We start from the raw sequence: 15,569 nt of genomic DNA on the forward strand, positions 1-15,569 counted from the left end.
GGCGCCCGCTAGTGTTACCGGGTGGGGAAATTACTAGCCGATGTCACGCCGCTGAAGGAAAGCCTCGCATTCCGCCGGCTGTGGCTGGGATCCGCGGTGTCCGCCGTCGGCAGCCAACTGACCCTGGTGGCAGTGAGCCTTGAGGTGTACCGGCTGACCCAGGACAGCTTCTACGTGGGCCTGCTGGGCATCTTCGCGCTGGTTCCCCTGGTAATTGGCGGGCTGATGGGCGGTTCCATCGCCGACGCGCACGACCGCCGCCGCATCGCCCTGCTCGCCTCCGCGGTGCTGTGGCTGACCACTGGCCTGATCGCGCTCCAGGCCTGGATGCAGCTGGGCAACGTGTGGGTGCTGTACCTGCTGGTGGCCCTGCAAAGCGGTGCCCAGGCCATCAACCAGCCGGCCCGCAGCGCCATCATTCCTACCCTCATCCGGAAGGAACTCCTGCCGGCGGGCAACGCCCTCAGCATGCTGTCCATGGGCCTGGCCATGACCGCGGGGCCGCTGCTGGCGGGCGTTTTGGTGGCGTGGCTCGGGTTCGGCTGGACTTACACCATTGACTTCGCCAGCTTCGCGTTCGTGCTGTGGGCCGTCTACAGGCTGCCGCCCATGCCGCCCACCGGCGGCCACAGCAAGGTAGGGATCCGTTCCGTCGTGGAGGGGTTCCGCTTCCTTGGCACCCGGCCCAACCTCCGGATGACCTTCATCATCGACCTTGTGGCCATGGTCCTCGCCCAGCCGCGGGCGCTGCTCCCCGCCGTCGCTGCCCTCATGATCGGTGGCGGGGAGGCGACCGTGGGCATCCTGCTGGCCTGCACCGCCGTCGGGGCTTTCCTGGCGGGACTCTTTTCCGGGCCGCTGGGCAGCGTGCGCCGCCAGGGGACCGCCGTCGTGGTTTCCGTCATGGGCTGGGGCGCATCGATCGGAGCCTTTGGCCTGGTGGTGCTGCTCGCCGGGCCTGCGCCGCACGGTGCCGTGACCCTGTGGCTGATTCCCGCCGCGGTCTGCTGCGCCCTGGCCGGCATCGCGGACTCCATCAGCAGCGTCTTCCGCAACACCATCCTCCAGGCGGCGGCCCCGGACCACCTGCGCGGACGGCTGCAGGGCGTGTTCATCGTGGTGGTGGCCGGCGGCCCCCGGATCGGGGACCTGCTGGCCGGCGGTGCCACTAAGCTTCTGAATGAGGGCTGGGTCCTGCTGCTCGGCGGGGTGCTGTGCATTGCGGGGGCGTGGCTGGCGGCGAAACTGCAGCCGGGATTCCAGCAGTACGATGCGCGGAACCCGGTGCCCTAGCAAGCCGTTCCTTAAGCGAGGAGGAAACGTGCACAACCATCACAACGGACTGAAGACCGCGGCGCTTTTCGGGGTGCTGTGGGCGGTGCTGCTGGGCCTGGGCGGGATCATCGGGGTGGGCACGCGCAGCTCGGCGCCCATCCTGATCATGGCCCTGATCGGCGTCGGCACCACGTTCTACGGCTACTGGAACAGCGACAAGATCGCCATCCGCTCCATGCAGGCCTTCCCGGTGACCGAGGGCCAGGCGCCGCAGCTGTACCAGATTGTCCGCGAGCTCTCCATGCGCGCCAACCAGCCCATGCCGCGCATCTATGTCTCGCCCACCATGAATCCCAACGCGTTCGCCACCGGCCGCAACCCCCGGAACGCTGCGGTCTGCTGCACCGAGGGCATCCTGCAGCTCCTGGACCCGCGCGAGCTCCGCGGCGTCCTGGGCCACGAGCTCATGCACGTCTACAACCGCGACATCCTCACCTCATCCGTGGCAGCCGCTGTCGCCGGCGTCATCACCTCGGTGGGGCAGATGCTGTTGTTCTTCGGCGGCGGCGACCGGCGCAACGCCAACCCGCTGGCCATGATCGCCATGGCGCTGCTGGCTCCCTTTGCGGCGTCGCTGATCCAAATGGCCATCTCCCGCACCAGGGAGTACGACGCCGACGAGGACGGTTCGCAGCTCACCGGCGATCCGCTGGCACTCGCCTCAGCCCTGGCCAAGATTGAGCGCGGCGTCAGCATCGCGCCGCTGCCGCAGGACCAGCGCCTGGTCAACACCTCGCACCTGATGATCGCCAACCCGTTCCGCGGCGGCGCCATGACCAAGCTGTTCGCCACCCACCCGCCCATGCGGGACCGGATCGCCCGGCTGGAGCGGATGGCGGGCCAGCAGCAGTAGCCGGGACCCGCCGTCGGCCGCCTGCCCGGCGACACGCAGATTCCGGTGCGTGGCGCAAACTCATTTTCGACGCGCTTATTCCCCTTCATGGCGCAATCTCACTTTCGACGCGCATACACAGTGGCGCCCCGAATATTCGGGGCGCGCCAGCCTTCCTGCGTAGCGCGAAACTTTTTGCGCGTCGAAAACGACGGCGGGCGGCCGGCTGGAGCGGTTTTTCCTAGGCGAACAGACCGTCCCCGATGAATCCGCCGGGCTTCACCCCGCCGGGAACGGCGAACAGTCCGGAGCCTGTGTGTTTCAGGTACTCCGCAGCCAGGCTGTCGCCCTTGGCCATCGCCATCTGCATGGGAACGTAGTGCGTGCGGGGATCGGTGACGAAGGCAATGAAGAACAAGCCGGCGTCGAGGTGGCCCACGCCGTCGGAACCGTCCGTGTAGTTGTAGCCCCGGCGCAGCATCCGGACGCCACTGTTCTGGCTGGGGTGGGCCATTCGCATGTGCGAATCGAGCGGGATGAGAGGTTTGCCGCCTTTGCCTTGCCGGGTGAAGTCGGGCTCGGTGAACTCCTCGCCGCCGGACAGGGGCGCGCCCGTCCGCTTGGTCCTGCCGATCAGGCCCTCCTGCCCGCCCAGTGAGGTCCGGTCCCAGGTCTCGATGTGCATCCGGATGCGCCGCGCCACCAGGTAGCTGCCGCCCGCCAGCCACGCATCCTCAGGCCGGCCGGCGACGGCCCACACGTGCTGGTCCAGCAGCTGTTGGTCCTCCACCTTGAGGTTGTTGGTGCCGTCCTTGAAGCCGAAAAGGTTCCGCGGGGTCTGCTGGGCGCGGGACGTGGAGGAGGTCCGGCCGAAGCCCAGCTGGGACCACCGCACCCGGACCTTGCCGAAACCGATCCGTGCCAGGTTCCGGATGGCGTGCACTGCCACCTGGGGGTCGTCCGCGCAGGCCTGGACCACCAGGTCGCTGCCGCTGCGGGCGGGGTCCAGGTCGTCGCCGGGAAAGTGCGGCAGGTCGGCCAGGGCCTCGGGCCGGCGCCCTTCCAGCCCGAAGCGGGCAGTGCCGTCCTTTTCGAACAGGCTGGCGCCGAAACCGAAGGTCAGGGTCAGCTTTCCCGCGTTGAGGTCCAGCGCCTCGCCCGTGTCCTCGGGCGGAGCGCCGTAGGGGCCGTCCACGGCTCCGGTCGCCCCGGCCGGGCGGCCTTCGGTCAGGGCTTCGGCCGCACGTGTCCAGTCCTTGAGCAGCTGGATGAGTTCTTCGCGCTTGGTGGTGGTGACGTCGAACGCGGCCATGTGCAGTCGGTCCTGGGCGGGGGTGGTGATTCCGGCCTGGTGGTCCCCGTGGAAAGGAACCACCGGACTGTCGGCGGCGGGCGGCGCGGCAGAGGCTGCCACCGCGTCGTGGCCCAGGAAGCCGGCCGCAAGTCCCGCCGCAGCCCCGCCCAGTCCCGCGATGCCAAACAGGCCGCGCCTGCTCAGGCGCGCTCCCGCCGTCGGCTGTTCCGTGCCCCCCGCATCCTGCGGCGGCTCTGGCGAAACTGCGGGCTCCTCCTGCCCGGAAGCCTCCGGCGGCCTGCCGGCAAACGGGCAGCCGGTCACAGGACCACCGCCGCTGTCAGCCGGGACAGCGGCTCCCCAAGGGCATCCACCAGGGAGGCCAGCCGCTGGACCTGCTCCGGCGTCAGCTTGTCGTAGGACGTGAAGCCTGGGCCCAGGGCATGGGTGGCGAGTTCGGCCTGCAGCGCGGTGAACTTCTCATCCAGCGACGTGGCCAGGGCGGCGTCCTTCTGGAGCAGGGCCGGCTTCAGGTTTTCGAAGGCTATGCGGGCACCGTCAACATTCGCCTGGAAGTCCCAGAGGTCCGTGTGCGACCAGATTTCCTCTTCACCGGTCACCTTTCCGGTGGCGACTTCGTCCAGGAGTTCCTTGGCTCCATTGCCCAGCATGTCCGCGGAGATCTCGAGCGTGCGGGTGCGTTCCACGAGGTGCCTGGTGTCGGCCACCATGCGGTCGCCGACGGCCGAGCGTTCTGCGGCAGTCAAGGCCGTGTAGCCGGCCGGCGGGTACAGGTCCTTCTCTGCGCGGTGCCAGCCGGTCCACTCCTGGCCAGGTTCCAGGTCCGCTTCACGTGCATCAATTTGCGGGTCCAGGTCGCCGAAAGACTCGGCGACCGGTTCAATCCGTTCCCAGTGCTGGCGCGTCGCGGCGTACAGCTCGCGCGCCTTCGCCGGGTCACCGGCTGCAAAAGCCGCAGCGAACTGCTCGGTCCCGGTGAGGAGCTGTTCGCTCTGGTCCTTGACGTACGACGCGTACTGCGTGGTGGCGGTATCGAGGAGGTGCTGGAAATCCGCGTCCGCCGGCTGCTGGTTGCCGGACTGGGTGACCTCCAGCGCAGCCCTGATCCCGTGGCCTTCCATGCCCGGCTTGCAGGCGGTGGTGTAGGTGCCGGCGGGAGCCGTGACCACCAGGTTGCGGCTCAGGCCCGGGCCGATGTTCTCCACCTCGCCAAGAATGCGCAGCCCGTCCGCTGCCAGCAGGTAGAACTCCGTGACCTCGGTGCCTTCATTCTTGACCGAGAAGGTTAAGTTGCCGCTGGGCACGCTGGTGGCAGAAACCTTGCATTCGCTGTTCGAGCTGACGACGTCGATGGCACCTCCGGAGGTGTCCGACGCCTTGGTGTTGTCCGTGCAGCCCGTGAGGATCAACGGCACGGCGACGACGGCGGCAGTCAGGACGGCGCGATTGCTGCGGAAGGCACAGGGGGCGTTTTTGGGCAGGTTGTTTTTAGGCAGGGAGAAGCCAGGCATGGGGGATTCCTTTGGTGCGGTAAGGGGGATTTAAGCGGCGGCCACGGCCTGGACGGCAGTGTCGTCCCGGGAGCCGGCGGGGCTGGGTGGTGCTTTCCGGTTGATGCGGAGGTACAGGAACAGCACCGGAAGCACATAGAGCAGCCAGGCTCCGGCTTCCAGCCAGGTGGTGGCGGGGGAGAAATTCACGGTGCCCTTGAGCAGGGTGCCGTACCAGGACGACGGCGGGACGGCGCCGCTGATGTCAAAAGCCAGGGAGTGCAGGCCCGGAAGCAGCCCGGCCTCCTGCAGGTCATGGATGCCGTAGGACAGGACACCGCCGGCGATGATGATCAGGGCTGCCCCGGTCCAGGTGAAAAAGCGCGAGAGGTTTACTTTCAGGACGCCCCTGTGCAGCAGGAAGCCGAAGCCGGCCGCGGCAGCCAGACCCAGGAGAGCGCCGATGAGCGGCTGGGTGGATTCGCCCGTGGCCTTGGCCGCTGCCCAGAGGAAGAGGGCTGTTTCCAAGCCCTCGCGTCCCACCGCGACAGCGGCAATTACGGCCAGGCCCCAACCGGCTCCGCCCGCTGACTTGTCAACTCGGGATTTCAGGTCGCTTCCCAGAGTCCGAGCGGTGCGTGCCATCCAGAAGACCATCCACGTCACCAGGCCGACGGCGACAATGGACAAGGTGCCGCCGATTGCCTCCTGCGCTTCAAAGGTGAGGCCCTGGGGGCCGAAGGTCAACAGGGCGCCGAAGGCAACGGACACCGTAACCGCTGCTGCCACGCCCGCCCAGAGCCGGGGGATGAGGTGGCGGCGGTCGGTTTTGGCCAAGTAGGCCATGAGGAGGACTACCACCAAGGTGGCTTCGAGTCCTTCGCGCAGGCCGATCAGGAAGTTGGCAGTCATGGAGTTTCTTTCGCTCAGGCTGCCCTTACTTAGGCAGGCCTAAGGAAGAGATTACCCGCCGCCGTCGATTACGCAAACTAAACGTGCCGTAATTCCCGAGATTACATTCGGGCGTGGTTTTATGCGCTGGAGTCCGGAGCGTCCCGCCTGCGCACCGCGCGCAAAACCGCCCGCGCTACGCAAAAAGGCAGGCGCCCCCGATATTTCGGGTGCGCCAGCCTTCCTGCGTAGCGACAGAAATTTTCCGCGTCGAAAACGACGGCGGCGGAGGACTAGCTGCGGAAGTTCACGAACTGCAGGTCGGCTTCCTCGAAGTCCTTCAGCAGGGCCATGGTGGCCTGCAGGTCGTCACGGGACTTGGAGGAAACGCGGAGCTCGTCGCCCTGGATCTGGGACTTGACCGATTTAGGACCTTCATCGCGGATCAGCTTGTTGATCTTCTTGGCCAGGTCCTGCGCAATGCCCTCCTTGATGGAGGCTTCCAGGCGGAACTCCTTGCCGGAGGCATAGGGCTCGCCGGTGTCCAGCGACTTCAGGGAGATGCCGCGGCGGATCAGCTTGGACTGCAGTACGTCCAGGACAGCCAGGACCCGTTCTTCGGAGTTCGCCCTCATGAGGATCTTCTCGCCGCTGAAGTCCACCTCGGCGCCGACGCCCTTGAAGTCGTAGCGCTGGGTGAGTTCCTTCTGGGCCTGGTTGAGCGCGTTGGCCACTTCCTGCTTGTCCACTTTGCTTACGACGTCGAACGTTGACTCGCCTGCCATGACTCTCCTTTGTTGATGGGAGCCCCGTGCGGGTACAGGGCCTGGATCACTGGCATCCAGCCTAATACGGATGCCAGGACTGGTGGGGGCGCCTGATTCACAGTTCCCTCTCAGCGGACATGCCGGGGGAACGAAGGGCCGGCGGGGAGAGTTGGAGCAGTTGTACCGCAGTCCGAAGGGAACACCATGCACCGCAAAGCCGCCCGTTACGTCACCCGGACCACCGCCGCGGCAACCGGCGCGGTGGCTACGGCGGCCACCTCGGTGGCGGCTGCGGCGGTGGCGGCCTCCATCATCTTCAGTCCCGTGGCGGACGCCTCCTCCAGGATGGACGGGGTCCGGGCCGACCTCCAGCGGGCGGTCCAGCTGAACCAGATCACCGCGGAACAGGCATTGAGCTTCGAAGCCAAGCTGGCCGGACGGATCCTGGGGGAGGCCTGACCCGCGGCAATTCCGCGCCGTTTCGACAGTTTTGGGGCAGCGCAGGGCCCGATTCGATTCTTCGCCGGAAGTTCTGTAAAGTTGTCTTGCCCGCGGTTACTGAAGCGGAACGGACCGGAAACGGACCCTTCCGAACACTGCATCGGCGGGTACTTCTTTTGAAGTTCGGCAGATTACCCGAGCGGCCAAAGGGGGCTGACTGTAAATCAGCTGGCAACGCCTACGGGGGTTCGAATCCCTCATCTGCCACCCAAGGAGAAGCCTCCGGAACCACCAGGTTCCGGAGGCTTTTTTGTTGCCCTGGGAATGCCCCATCACTTCCTGCAGGTATTCCGGGAACCCGCCATCACGCGCGCCGCGGAGACGACAAAATCCGGGAACTTGGCCGCGGCGCGCCTGCGTCGCACTTCACAGGGTGTGATGGGGCGTTGTGGGACGGACTGCGACAGGTGATGGGGCGTTGTGGGAGGGACTGCGAAAGGTGATGGGGCGTTGGCGGGAGCGAGGCTCCAGCCGCCGTCGACACCATGTTGGTGCGGGCGTAATCTGGCAGCATCGGCGCACGTGCCCCGATGCCCTGCGTCGATATTTCCATCGATGAAGGAGGATTCAATGAGTGCTGTACGCGAATTCATGACCACTGATGCGCGATGTATCAGGGAAAACGAGTCCCTTGTGGACGCCGCCCGCATGATGATGGACCTCGACTGCGGCGCGCTCCCCATCTGCGGTGACGACGGCAAGCTGAAGGGCATGATCACCGACCGCGACATTGTGCTCAAGTGCGTCGCCGCCGGCCGCGACCCGGGACAGATGATGGCCCGCGATCTGGCCTCCGGCAAGCCCTACTGCGTTGATGCCGACGCCAACGTCGATGCAGCCATCGACATGATGGAGAAGCACCAGATCCGGCGGCTCCCGGTAATCTCCGACCACAAGCTGGTGGGCATCATCAGCCAGGGCGACATTGCGCGCAACTACTCCGAGCAGCGCGTGGGCGAACTGGTGGAACATATATCGGTGCGCCACGGAATGTAGCGGCCGCAGTGCATCATGGCCTTGTCCGCGGATCCCGCCCATCAGGGTTCGGACCCGCGGACAAGTTTGGGAGCGGCAGTTCAGCCGCCTCAGTTCAGTGCAATCAGGAGCATCGTGCTGGTTCCCGGAATGCAGGTCTGCAGGATCGCCCGGGGGAAGCCGCCGAAGACCGCAATGACGTCATTGGTGGTTCCGGGGTTTGGGATGGTGCCGCGCCCGGTCACCGTGTACGTCCCGTAACCTGGGATGCTCACCGCCTCGCCCACGCCGATTCCCGAGAACCTGGCCCACCCGCCGCAGAAATCGTGCTCGGTGATGAACAGCGAGTAGCCGTCATTGGGCGTGAAGTGGATGGGCCCGATGCAGGCATCCACCATGGACTGGCCACCCGAACCGGCCACGTAAATGGTCCGGACGGCAGGAGCCGCCGGCACAACCGCGGGAGCCGGCGCAGGTGCCTGGGCAGCAACCGGGACCGCGTCGGGGGCAGGCGCGGGCGCCGGAGCAGGTGCAGGCGCGGCAACCGCGATGGGTGGTCCCGTCAGCAGGAGCTCCTGGCCGGGGTAGATGATGCTGTATGCGCTTAGTCCGTTGGCTGCGAGCATGGCATTCATGTCCACGCCGTGGCCGGCGGCGATTGCACCCACGGTGTCGCCCGGGGCCACCGTGTACAGGTTTGGATCGCCGCCGGGTTCGGGGGCCGGTGCGGGTGCCGGTTCGGGCGCCGCCGGGGCCGGAGCAGGTTCGGCCGGAGGGGCCGGCACTTCGGCAGCCGGAGCAGCCGGAGCAGCAGGAGCAGCCGCCTGTGTTGCGACCGCTTCCACCGCGCCGGAACGGGCCGCGGGAGCGGATTGGGCCGCGTTGCCAGCGGACGGCGCTGCGGGGTTCTCTGTAACCTGGGCCGCCGTCGTGCTCCCGCTAAGGGACGCAGGCGGTGCCGCAAGTGCGCCGACGCCCACTGCCGCGACCACCGCGGCGGTGGCCATGCCGGCCCATAACTTGTTGCTGATGACTGGCCGGCCCGTGGTGAGGTCGGTCCGGGGCTCGTCGGTGGCGAAGCTTCTGCTGGCGCCGTCGGGGGAGGGGAGGGAAGGCTTGTTCATGGGTTGCCCATCAGGTGTCGGTCCCGCCTCGGCGGCGCGGTGCACGCCGGGACGACGGACGGATCGAGATGTCATTGCGCCGCCGGCCCCGGCGGATACCGGAGCCGAAGGCGGCGCAGGTTGGAGGTATCCGCACACCCAGAAGATGCGGAGCTCCGCGTGAAGGCAGGACTCCCGGAAGCCACCCGGGGGACCCGCCAGTGCGTTGTGGTCCTAGGAACCCCGAGTCTAGGAATGCCGGCAGGGCCGGGCACCAGTAGGCGTTACCCGACTTTGCAGGCCCGCTACTCGCCCGGAACTGAACTGCTACTCGACGCCGGGAGGTTGAGTACTTGCCGTTACAACGGCCGGCGTTCCCGCAGCTCCGCGATGTCCCGCCGCAACAACGCGATCTCGACCAGTTCAGCCACCTCGGCCCGCACCGGTTCCGCCACGGCCTCAGCGGTGTCCTCCACCCTTTGGACCAGGCACAGCAACCGCAAGGGCCGGAAGAACGGCAAGGCCACGATCACCAGCTCGTGCAGGTTCCGGACCCAACCATTGCCGGCGGTTCTCCGCCAGCCACAGGTTGGCCGCGTAGTCCAGGACGAAGACGCACCACGTTACCCACATGACGCCGTCGAGCCAGTCCGCCCCGGCGCCATCGATCCGGCCGACCACCTGCCAGGCGTACGCGCCGAGGAAAACCAGCGCCGTAGCCATCGGGGGCCACTCCGCCAGGGCCCGGTAGCGTTGCTGCGTCACACAGGAAATCCCACGGCGGATGCCGTGCGGCCAGCCTGCCGGAAAATGTTACCGACGGGTAACATCGAGGCATGCACCTGGTCCTGAGAACCCTCCTCATGCTGTTCCGCTCCCGCCGCCGTCCGCCGTTGTCGGTGTGGGACCCGTCGGCCCTGCCCCTGCGTGTCCTGCCCACGGACATCGACATCGCCATGCACGTCAACAACGGCATGTACCTGTCCCTGATGGACCTGGGCCGGTTCGATCTGATGGTGCGCAGCGGCGTCTGGAAACGGATGCGCCGCCGCGGCTGGAGCCCGGTGGTGTCCGCGGAGACCATTTCCTTCCGCAAGTCGCTGCAGCTGTGGCAGGAATACGCCATCGAGACCCGCATCATCGGGCTGGACACCAAAGCGATCTTCTTCGAACAGCGCATGGTGGCCGACGGCGAGATTTACGCCCGTGCCTACATCGCCACCCGGCTGGTCACCAAGGCGGGCCCGGTCAGCCAGGAGGACATCCTCGCGGAGTTCGGCACCCCGCCGGCGGACCTGGTGCTCCCCGACTGGATCCACGAGTGGCGCGCCTCCAGCGCCCTCCCCGGCAGCCGCAGGCCCGCTCCGCACCTCTGGGACGCCACCACCTGAGCCTTACGCCGCCGTCGTCCCTTGCCGCTATTCCCAATCACGCGGCAAGCGAACAACCGCGACAGGCCCGGGCCGGGCGCGTACCGTGGGTACATGGCTACCCTTGACATCACAGGTGAAAAGTTCGCATCCACGATCGAAGGCAACGATATTGTCCTGGTTGATTTCTGGGCAGAATGGTGCGGTCCCTGCAAGCAGTTCGGCCCCACATACTCGTCAGTCTCCGAGAAGCACCCTGACGTCCTCTTCACCAAGGTGGACACCGAAGCCGAGCAGCAGCTCGCCGCAGAGGCAGGCATCACCTCCATCCCCACGCTGATGGCCTTCCGCGAAAAGGTGCTGGTGTTCTCGCAGCCCGGCGCGCTCAACGCCCAGCAGCTGGAACAGGTGGTGGACGCCGTGAAGGCGCTGGACATGGACGAGGTCCACGCCCATGTGGCCCGCCAGCAGGAGGAAGCAGCCGCCGCGGCCAGCAAGCCTGCCGGCCAGGCCGGACCGCAGGACGGCACGCAGATCCCCGACTTCTAAGACTCGTTAAACGCAGAACGCGGGACCTCCGGTGGGAGGTCCCGCGTTCTGCGTTTTAACGGCTGCGCTAGACGCGTTCCAGCTGGACCGGTTCGGCCAGCAGCGCGCTCAGCGATTCATTCAGGTCCTGCACGGCGGTGCCCTTGGAGTGCTTGTCCAGGTCCTCCTCGGACGCCCACTGCTCGGTCAGGACCAGTTTCTCCTCGGTGGCTTCGGTCAGCTCGTACTGGATGCAGCCTGGCTCCTGCACCACCTCGTCGATGGCGATTTCCAGGGCAAGCTTGACGCGGTGGAACTCGCCGTCGTTGGGGATGAACGTTGCTATCAGGTCAATGGGTGCACTCATGGATGTCACAATACCGGGCGCTGGGGGACGAACCGGCAGTGTTGCGGTCCCGGCATGCTTCTCCTGCCGGGATCCTGTTGGTAGCGTGCCATCATGCGTGCTTATACAGCCGGGGACACTGACGTCCCGCTCCTGGAGGAAACCATCGGCGCGAACTTTGAGCGCGTCGCGGCCCAGTTTCCCCTCCACGACGCCCTCATCGAGGCCGCCCCGGTGCCGGGCGCTGACGCCCGCCGCTGGAGCTACACCAAGATGAACGACGACGTCGACCGGCTGGCGCGCGCGCTCCTCGCCTTGGGAGTCGCCAAGGGGGAGCGGGTGGGCGTCTGGAGCCCCAACTGCGCAGAGTGGACGCTGCTGCAGTACGCCACCGCCAAAGCCGGCGCCATCCTGGTCAACGTCAACCCGGCGTACCGCAGCCACGAACTCGAATTCGTGGTCAAGCAGAACGGCATGCGCATGCTGGTCACGGCGCCGTCGGACACCAACAGCGACTACGTCGCCATGGCCCGCCAGGCACTCCTCACCTGCCCGGACCTCCAGGAGCTGGTATTCCTGCCGGACCATGGGCTGGACGCGCTGAAGGCCGGCAGCCCCCAAAGTGACGCGGAACTGACGTACGCTGAACTGCTCACCCGGGCAGACGGCGTCGGGCATTCGCACCTGTTGGCGCGCATGGCCGAACTAAGCCCGCATGATCCCATCAACCTGCAGTACACCTCTGGCACCACGGGATTCCCCAAGGGCGCCACGCTGACGCACCACAACATCCTGAACAACGGCTACGCGATCGGCGAGCTGCTGGGCTACACGGAGCAGGACCGGGTGGTGATCCCGGTGCCCTTCTACCACTGCTTCGGGATGGTGATCGGCAACCTGAACGCGTTCAGCCACGGCGCCGCCACGATTATTCCCGGGCGCGGGTTCTCGCCCGCGGCGGCGCTCGAGGCGGTGCAGGACTTCAGCGCCACGTCCCTGTACGGCGTACCCACCATGTTCATCGCTGAACTGGCGCTGCCCGACTTCGGGTCCTACGATCTGTCCACGCTCCGCACCGGGGTGATGGCCGGTTCGCTGTGCCCCATCGAGGTGATGAACAGGGTCATTTCGGAGATGAATATGGTGGACGTTGCCATCTGCTACGGCATGACCGAGACGTCGCCGGTGTCCACCATGACGCGCAAGGGGGACAGCCTGCAGCAGCGCACGGAGACCGTGGGCCGGACCATGCCGCAGCTGGAAAGCATGATCGTGGACCCTGCCACCGGGGAGGGCCTGGAACGCGGCCAGATCGGCGAACTCTGCACCCGCGGCTACGCTGTGATGGCCGGATATTGGAACCAGCCGGAAAAGACGGCCGAGGCCATCGACGCAGACGGCTGGATGCATACGGGGGACCTGGCGCGCATGGACGACGACGGCTACGTGGTGGTGGAAGGCCGGATCAAGGACATGGTGATCCGGGGCGGCGAAAACATCTACCCCCGCGAGATCGAGGAATTCCTCTACACCCATCCCGACATCCAGGACGTGCAGGTGATCGGCGTCCCGGATCGCCGGTACGGTGAGGAGCTCATGGCCTGCGTCATCCTTAAACCGGGTGCCGGTCCGCTGGACGCCGAGTCCCTGGCCGAGTTCTGCCGCGGGCGTCTGGCGCACTACAAAGTTCCCCGCTACGTCGAGGTCCGGGAGAGCTTCCCCATGACGGTCTCGGGAAAGATCCGCAAGGTCCAGATGCGCGAGGAGGCCGTGGCCCGGCTGGGGCTCTGACTGGCCGGGCTGGTGGGCGGGCCTCCGGCCTATCGCAGGGAATCCCCGGGCGGGATGGGGAGAACGAGAATTGCCGGTTGGCCCTGTCCGCCGGCCGCTCCTGGGCGGCGGGATGCCCGCACCGCCACAAGGGCAACCAGGAGGGCTGCGGCAATCCCCGCGACGGCCAGGAGGCGGCGTGAGACACCTGCCGCCGGCACCAAGGCGCGGGCAGTCGCCCGCCGCGGACTATCAGGACCTACGGCGGTGACCTCGTCCGGGGTAAGTTCCCACTCGGACGGGGCGGGAAAAATTCCGGGCGGAAGCTGCTCCTGCCGCAGTTCACGCCTGGAGGCGAGCCGTTCCCGGACGTCGTCATTCGGAGCGGGAACGATGGTGTCTGCCGTCACCGCAGCGTCAAGGTCAACGATGTAAGGTTCGCCGTAGAACGCCGAGGAAGCCACTGATTCCACCCACGTGCCGGGTGGTGCCTCAACCCCGCGGCGCGAGAAGGCAGCCAGCAGCATCTCCCTGATCTCGTCCAGGCCCCTGCCCTCGGCGTCCCTGGTGACCTCGAAGATGGCCAGCTGGAGCTGCACCTTCTCATCCTCCATCGGATCCACGGCGGTCGGGTCCTGCCCGGTTGGATCCGTGTCCAGCGGCTCCCTGTTGGGCCGGTTGCTGCTGCCTGGATTGGAGCTCATGGAGATCCCTTCGGTCATGGTTCAGCCGTACTTGTGGCTGGACGCCCTTACGGGTGCCGTACCCATTGCCGTTCAGATCAAGCATTTGTTTCCGGGAACCCGGGTCTCAGTGCCCGCGGTGGTCCTGGATGGTCATCCGTGGCCCGAAGGTGGGCTTACGGAAACCCGTACTTTGGATCATCCGGACCACACGCTGCCGGTGCCCCCGCCACGGTTCCAGCAGCCGCAGCATTCCGGCGTCGTCCGTCCTGCGTCCGGTCAGCGCCGCCCCCACGTAGGCCGCGAGGTGGTAGTCGCCCACGGAAATTGAGTCCGGGCAGCCGTGCGTGCGCTGAACCACCTCGGCTGCAGTCCAGACCCCGATGCCCGGGATGGCCTGCATCTTCTCCGCTGCTTCCAGCGCCGGCAAGGCGGCGAGGCGTTCAAGCGCGACGGCGGAGCGCAGCGCGCGCATGACAGTGGCTGACCGCTGCGGCCCCACCCCGGCCTTGTGCCACTCCCAGCTGTGAACCTGCAGCCATTGGGCGGCCGTCGGTGCCACCACCAGGCCGGCGGGCGTGGACAGTCCGGCGCGGGGCGCCGGTGTCCCGTAGCGGTGCACCAGGTAGCGGAAGGCGCGCCGTGCCTCAATCACCGTCACCTTCTGTTCCAGGATGATCGGCACGAGTTGGTCCACTATGCGCCCGCTCGACGGCAGCCGGAGCGCCAGGCTGCGCCGCCGGGCCTCCCGGACCATCCGGGGCAGCGTGGCATGGAAGGAGGGTTCATCGAAACCCTGCCAGTCGTCGTCGGCCCCCAACAGCCTGGGTGCTGCCTGCGCGGCCGCTGCGGCACCGGGCCCCCACGCCTGGATGTCCACCAAGGGCCCGCCCGCTTCGCCGCCACCCGCGGGAGCGAGCCGCACGGTGGCCGGACCGTCCGGCGTCGTAAACGCGTTCCAAATGACGTCGCCCTGGACACTGAAGGATGTATCAGTGTTGCCGCGCAGGAGCGGGCCGAGGGTCCGGGAAAGGCTGTAGGGGGCCTCGGGATGCCAGCGCAGGGACACGTCCGCCGCGGCAGCCAGCCGGGGAGGGGCCTCTACGATCGTCATGCCTTCCATCGTCCCACGGGCCCCTGACAATAGAGTCAAGAGGCCCTAAAGCAGTGATCCGCCCGGGACTACAATCGCGGCGTGCGGCGCGGAACCACTGCGCCGCAAGTGCCGATAAAGCAGGAGGGCCACCATGGGCGGCGTAGTGCATTTCGAGATCCCCGCGGACGATCAGGAGCGGGCCCGGAAGTTTTACCAGGAGGCGCTGGGCTGGCGGATAGAGCCGGTCCCCGGAATGGACTACAACATGGTGGTCACCACGCCCATGGACGAAGCCACCGGCCAGCCGACAGCGCCGGGCGCCATCAACGGGGGAATGATGGCCAGGGAAGGACAAATCACCAACCCGGTCATCACAGTGGACGTCCCGGATATTGATTCCACGCTGAAGACCGTGGAGGAACTGGGCGGGTCCGTCGTCATGCCCCGGAGCGAGATTCCCGGCATGGGCTACTTCGCGTACTTCAGGGACCCCGAGAACAATGTCATGGGTCTCTGGCAAAACCTTCCTGCTGGAGAGGGCGGCCAGGCTGCGGGGAGCTGACTCCT

17 protein-coding genes and 1 tRNA gene are annotated in these 15,569 nt (G+C 66.9%); 9 read left to right on the forward strand and 9 right to left on the reverse strand.

What is annotated here, in order from left to right; genetic code table 11:
- Positions 1-21 precede the first annotated feature (21 nt).
- Both J7I84_RS12340 and htpX read left to right on the forward strand, forming a co-directional pair.
- Positions 22-1,293, forward strand: a complete 1,272-nt coding sequence (locus tag J7I84_RS12340; protein WP_214944865.1) for an MFS transporter — start codon at positions 22-24, stop codon at positions 1,291-1,293.
- Between the two features lie 28 nt (positions 1,294-1,321).
- Positions 1,322-2,188 carry a zinc metalloprotease HtpX gene (gene htpX / locus J7I84_RS12345; RefSeq protein WP_214944866.1) on the forward strand — a complete coding sequence of 289 codons (867 nt, stop codon included), beginning with the start codon at positions 1,322-1,324 and terminating at the stop codon, positions 2,186-2,188.
- A gap of 220 nt (positions 2,189-2,408) precedes the next feature.
- On the opposite strand, the gene efeB is transcribed toward htpX, so the two are convergent.
- The 4 genes from efeB to J7I84_RS12365 all read right to left on the reverse strand — a co-directional run bounded on the left by efeB (position 2,409) and on the right by J7I84_RS12365 (position 6,648).
- Complete coding sequence (gene efeB, locus J7I84_RS12350) at positions 2,409-3,785, reverse strand: iron uptake transporter deferrochelatase/peroxidase subunit (protein ID WP_214944867.1); 1,377 nt, start codon at positions 3,783-3,785, stop codon at positions 2,409-2,411.
- Positions 3,782-4,993, reverse strand: a complete 1,212-nt coding sequence (efeO, locus tag J7I84_RS12355) for an iron uptake system protein EfeO (RefSeq protein WP_214944868.1) — start codon at positions 4,991-4,993, stop codon at positions 3,782-3,784. Before efeO ends, efeB begins: the two co-directional genes overlap by 4 nt.
- Positions 4,994-5,023: 30 nt before the next feature.
- The gene (gene efeU / locus J7I84_RS12360; RefSeq protein WP_214944869.1) at positions 5,024-5,884 is read right to left on the reverse strand and encodes an iron uptake transporter permease EfeU; all 861 of its coding nucleotides are present in this window, start codon (positions 5,882-5,884) and stop codon (positions 5,024-5,026) included.
- Between the two features lie 272 nt (positions 5,885-6,156).
- Positions 6,157-6,648 carry a YajQ family cyclic di-GMP-binding protein gene (locus tag J7I84_RS12365; RefSeq protein ID WP_214944870.1) on the reverse strand — a complete coding sequence of 164 codons (492 nt, stop codon included), beginning with the start codon at positions 6,646-6,648 and terminating at the stop codon, positions 6,157-6,159.
- Between the two features lie 186 nt (positions 6,649-6,834).
- Between J7I84_RS12365 and J7I84_RS12370 the strand changes: the two genes are divergently transcribed.
- The 3 genes from J7I84_RS12370 (at position 6,835) to J7I84_RS12380 (ending at position 8,127) form a co-directional block, all read left to right on the forward strand.
- Positions 6,835-7,089: a hypothetical protein gene (locus J7I84_RS12370; protein ID WP_214944871.1), complete on the forward strand. Its 255-nt coding sequence runs from the start codon at positions 6,835-6,837 to the stop codon at positions 7,087-7,089.
- 167 nt (positions 7,090-7,256) lie between these two features.
- Positions 7,257-7,338: transfer RNA gene (locus tag J7I84_RS12375), tRNA-Tyr, on the forward strand.
- Positions 7,339-7,701: 363 nt separating this feature from the next.
- Positions 7,702-8,127, forward strand: a complete 426-nt coding sequence (locus J7I84_RS12380) for a CBS domain-containing protein (protein WP_214944872.1) — start codon at positions 7,702-7,704, stop codon at positions 8,125-8,127.
- Between the two features lie 89 nt (positions 8,128-8,216).
- Here J7I84_RS12380 and J7I84_RS12385 read toward each other — a convergent pair whose 3' ends face one another.
- Complete coding sequence (locus J7I84_RS12385) at positions 8,217-9,230, reverse strand: LysM domain-containing protein (protein WP_214944873.1); 1,014 nt, start codon at positions 9,228-9,230, stop codon at positions 8,217-8,219.
- Between the two features lie 438 nt (positions 9,231-9,668).
- A complete protein-coding gene (locus J7I84_RS12390) occupies positions 9,669-9,974 on the reverse strand; it encodes a hypothetical protein (RefSeq protein ID WP_251046545.1) in 306 nt (101 codons plus the stop codon).
- Between the two features lie 71 nt (positions 9,975-10,045).
- On the opposite strand from J7I84_RS12390, the gene J7I84_RS12395 reads away from it, so the two are divergent.
- Positions 10,046-10,600 (forward strand): acyl-CoA thioesterase, encoded by a 555-nt coding sequence (locus tag J7I84_RS12395; RefSeq protein WP_214944874.1) that lies wholly within the window; start codon positions 10,046-10,048, stop codon positions 10,598-10,600.
- Positions 10,601-10,693: 93 nt separating this feature from the next.
- Positions 10,694-11,128 carry a co-chaperone YbbN gene (locus J7I84_RS12400; RefSeq protein ID WP_214944875.1) on the forward strand — a complete coding sequence of 145 codons (435 nt, stop codon included), beginning with the start codon at positions 10,694-10,696 and terminating at the stop codon, positions 11,126-11,128.
- Between the two features lie 67 nt (positions 11,129-11,195).
- Here the strand turns inward: J7I84_RS12400 and J7I84_RS12405 are convergent, their stop codons facing one another.
- A complete protein-coding gene (locus tag J7I84_RS12405) occupies positions 11,196-11,474 on the reverse strand; it encodes a putative quinol monooxygenase (protein ID WP_214944876.1) in 279 nt (92 codons plus the stop codon).
- Positions 11,475-11,567: 93 nt separating this feature from the next.
- Between J7I84_RS12405 and J7I84_RS12410 the strand changes: the two genes are divergently transcribed.
- Positions 11,568-13,244 (forward strand): AMP-binding protein, encoded by a 1,677-nt coding sequence (locus J7I84_RS12410; protein ID WP_214944877.1) that lies wholly within the window; start codon positions 11,568-11,570, stop codon positions 13,242-13,244.
- A 29-nt stretch (positions 13,245-13,273) separates the two neighbouring features.
- On the opposite strand, the gene J7I84_RS12415 is transcribed toward J7I84_RS12410, so the two are convergent.
- Positions 13,274-13,927 carry a hypothetical protein gene (locus J7I84_RS12415; RefSeq protein WP_214944878.1) on the reverse strand — a complete coding sequence of 218 codons (654 nt, stop codon included), beginning with the start codon at positions 13,925-13,927 and terminating at the stop codon, positions 13,274-13,276.
- 106 nt (positions 13,928-14,033) lie between these two features.
- Complete coding sequence (locus J7I84_RS12420) at positions 14,034-15,020, reverse strand: DNA-3-methyladenine glycosylase (RefSeq protein ID WP_214944879.1); 987 nt, start codon at positions 15,018-15,020, stop codon at positions 14,034-14,036.
- Between the two features lie 133 nt (positions 15,021-15,153).
- Between J7I84_RS12420 and J7I84_RS12425 the strand changes: the two genes are divergently transcribed.
- Positions 15,154-15,564, forward strand: a complete 411-nt coding sequence (locus J7I84_RS12425) for a VOC family protein (protein ID WP_214944880.1) — start codon at positions 15,154-15,156, stop codon at positions 15,562-15,564.
- The last annotated feature ends 5 nt before the right edge of the window (positions 15,565-15,569 follow it).

The sequence above is a fragment of the Arthrobacter sp. ISL-85 genome (assembly GCF_018613675.1).
Classification (GTDB): domain Bacteria; phylum Actinomycetota; class Actinomycetes; order Actinomycetales; family Micrococcaceae; genus Arthrobacter.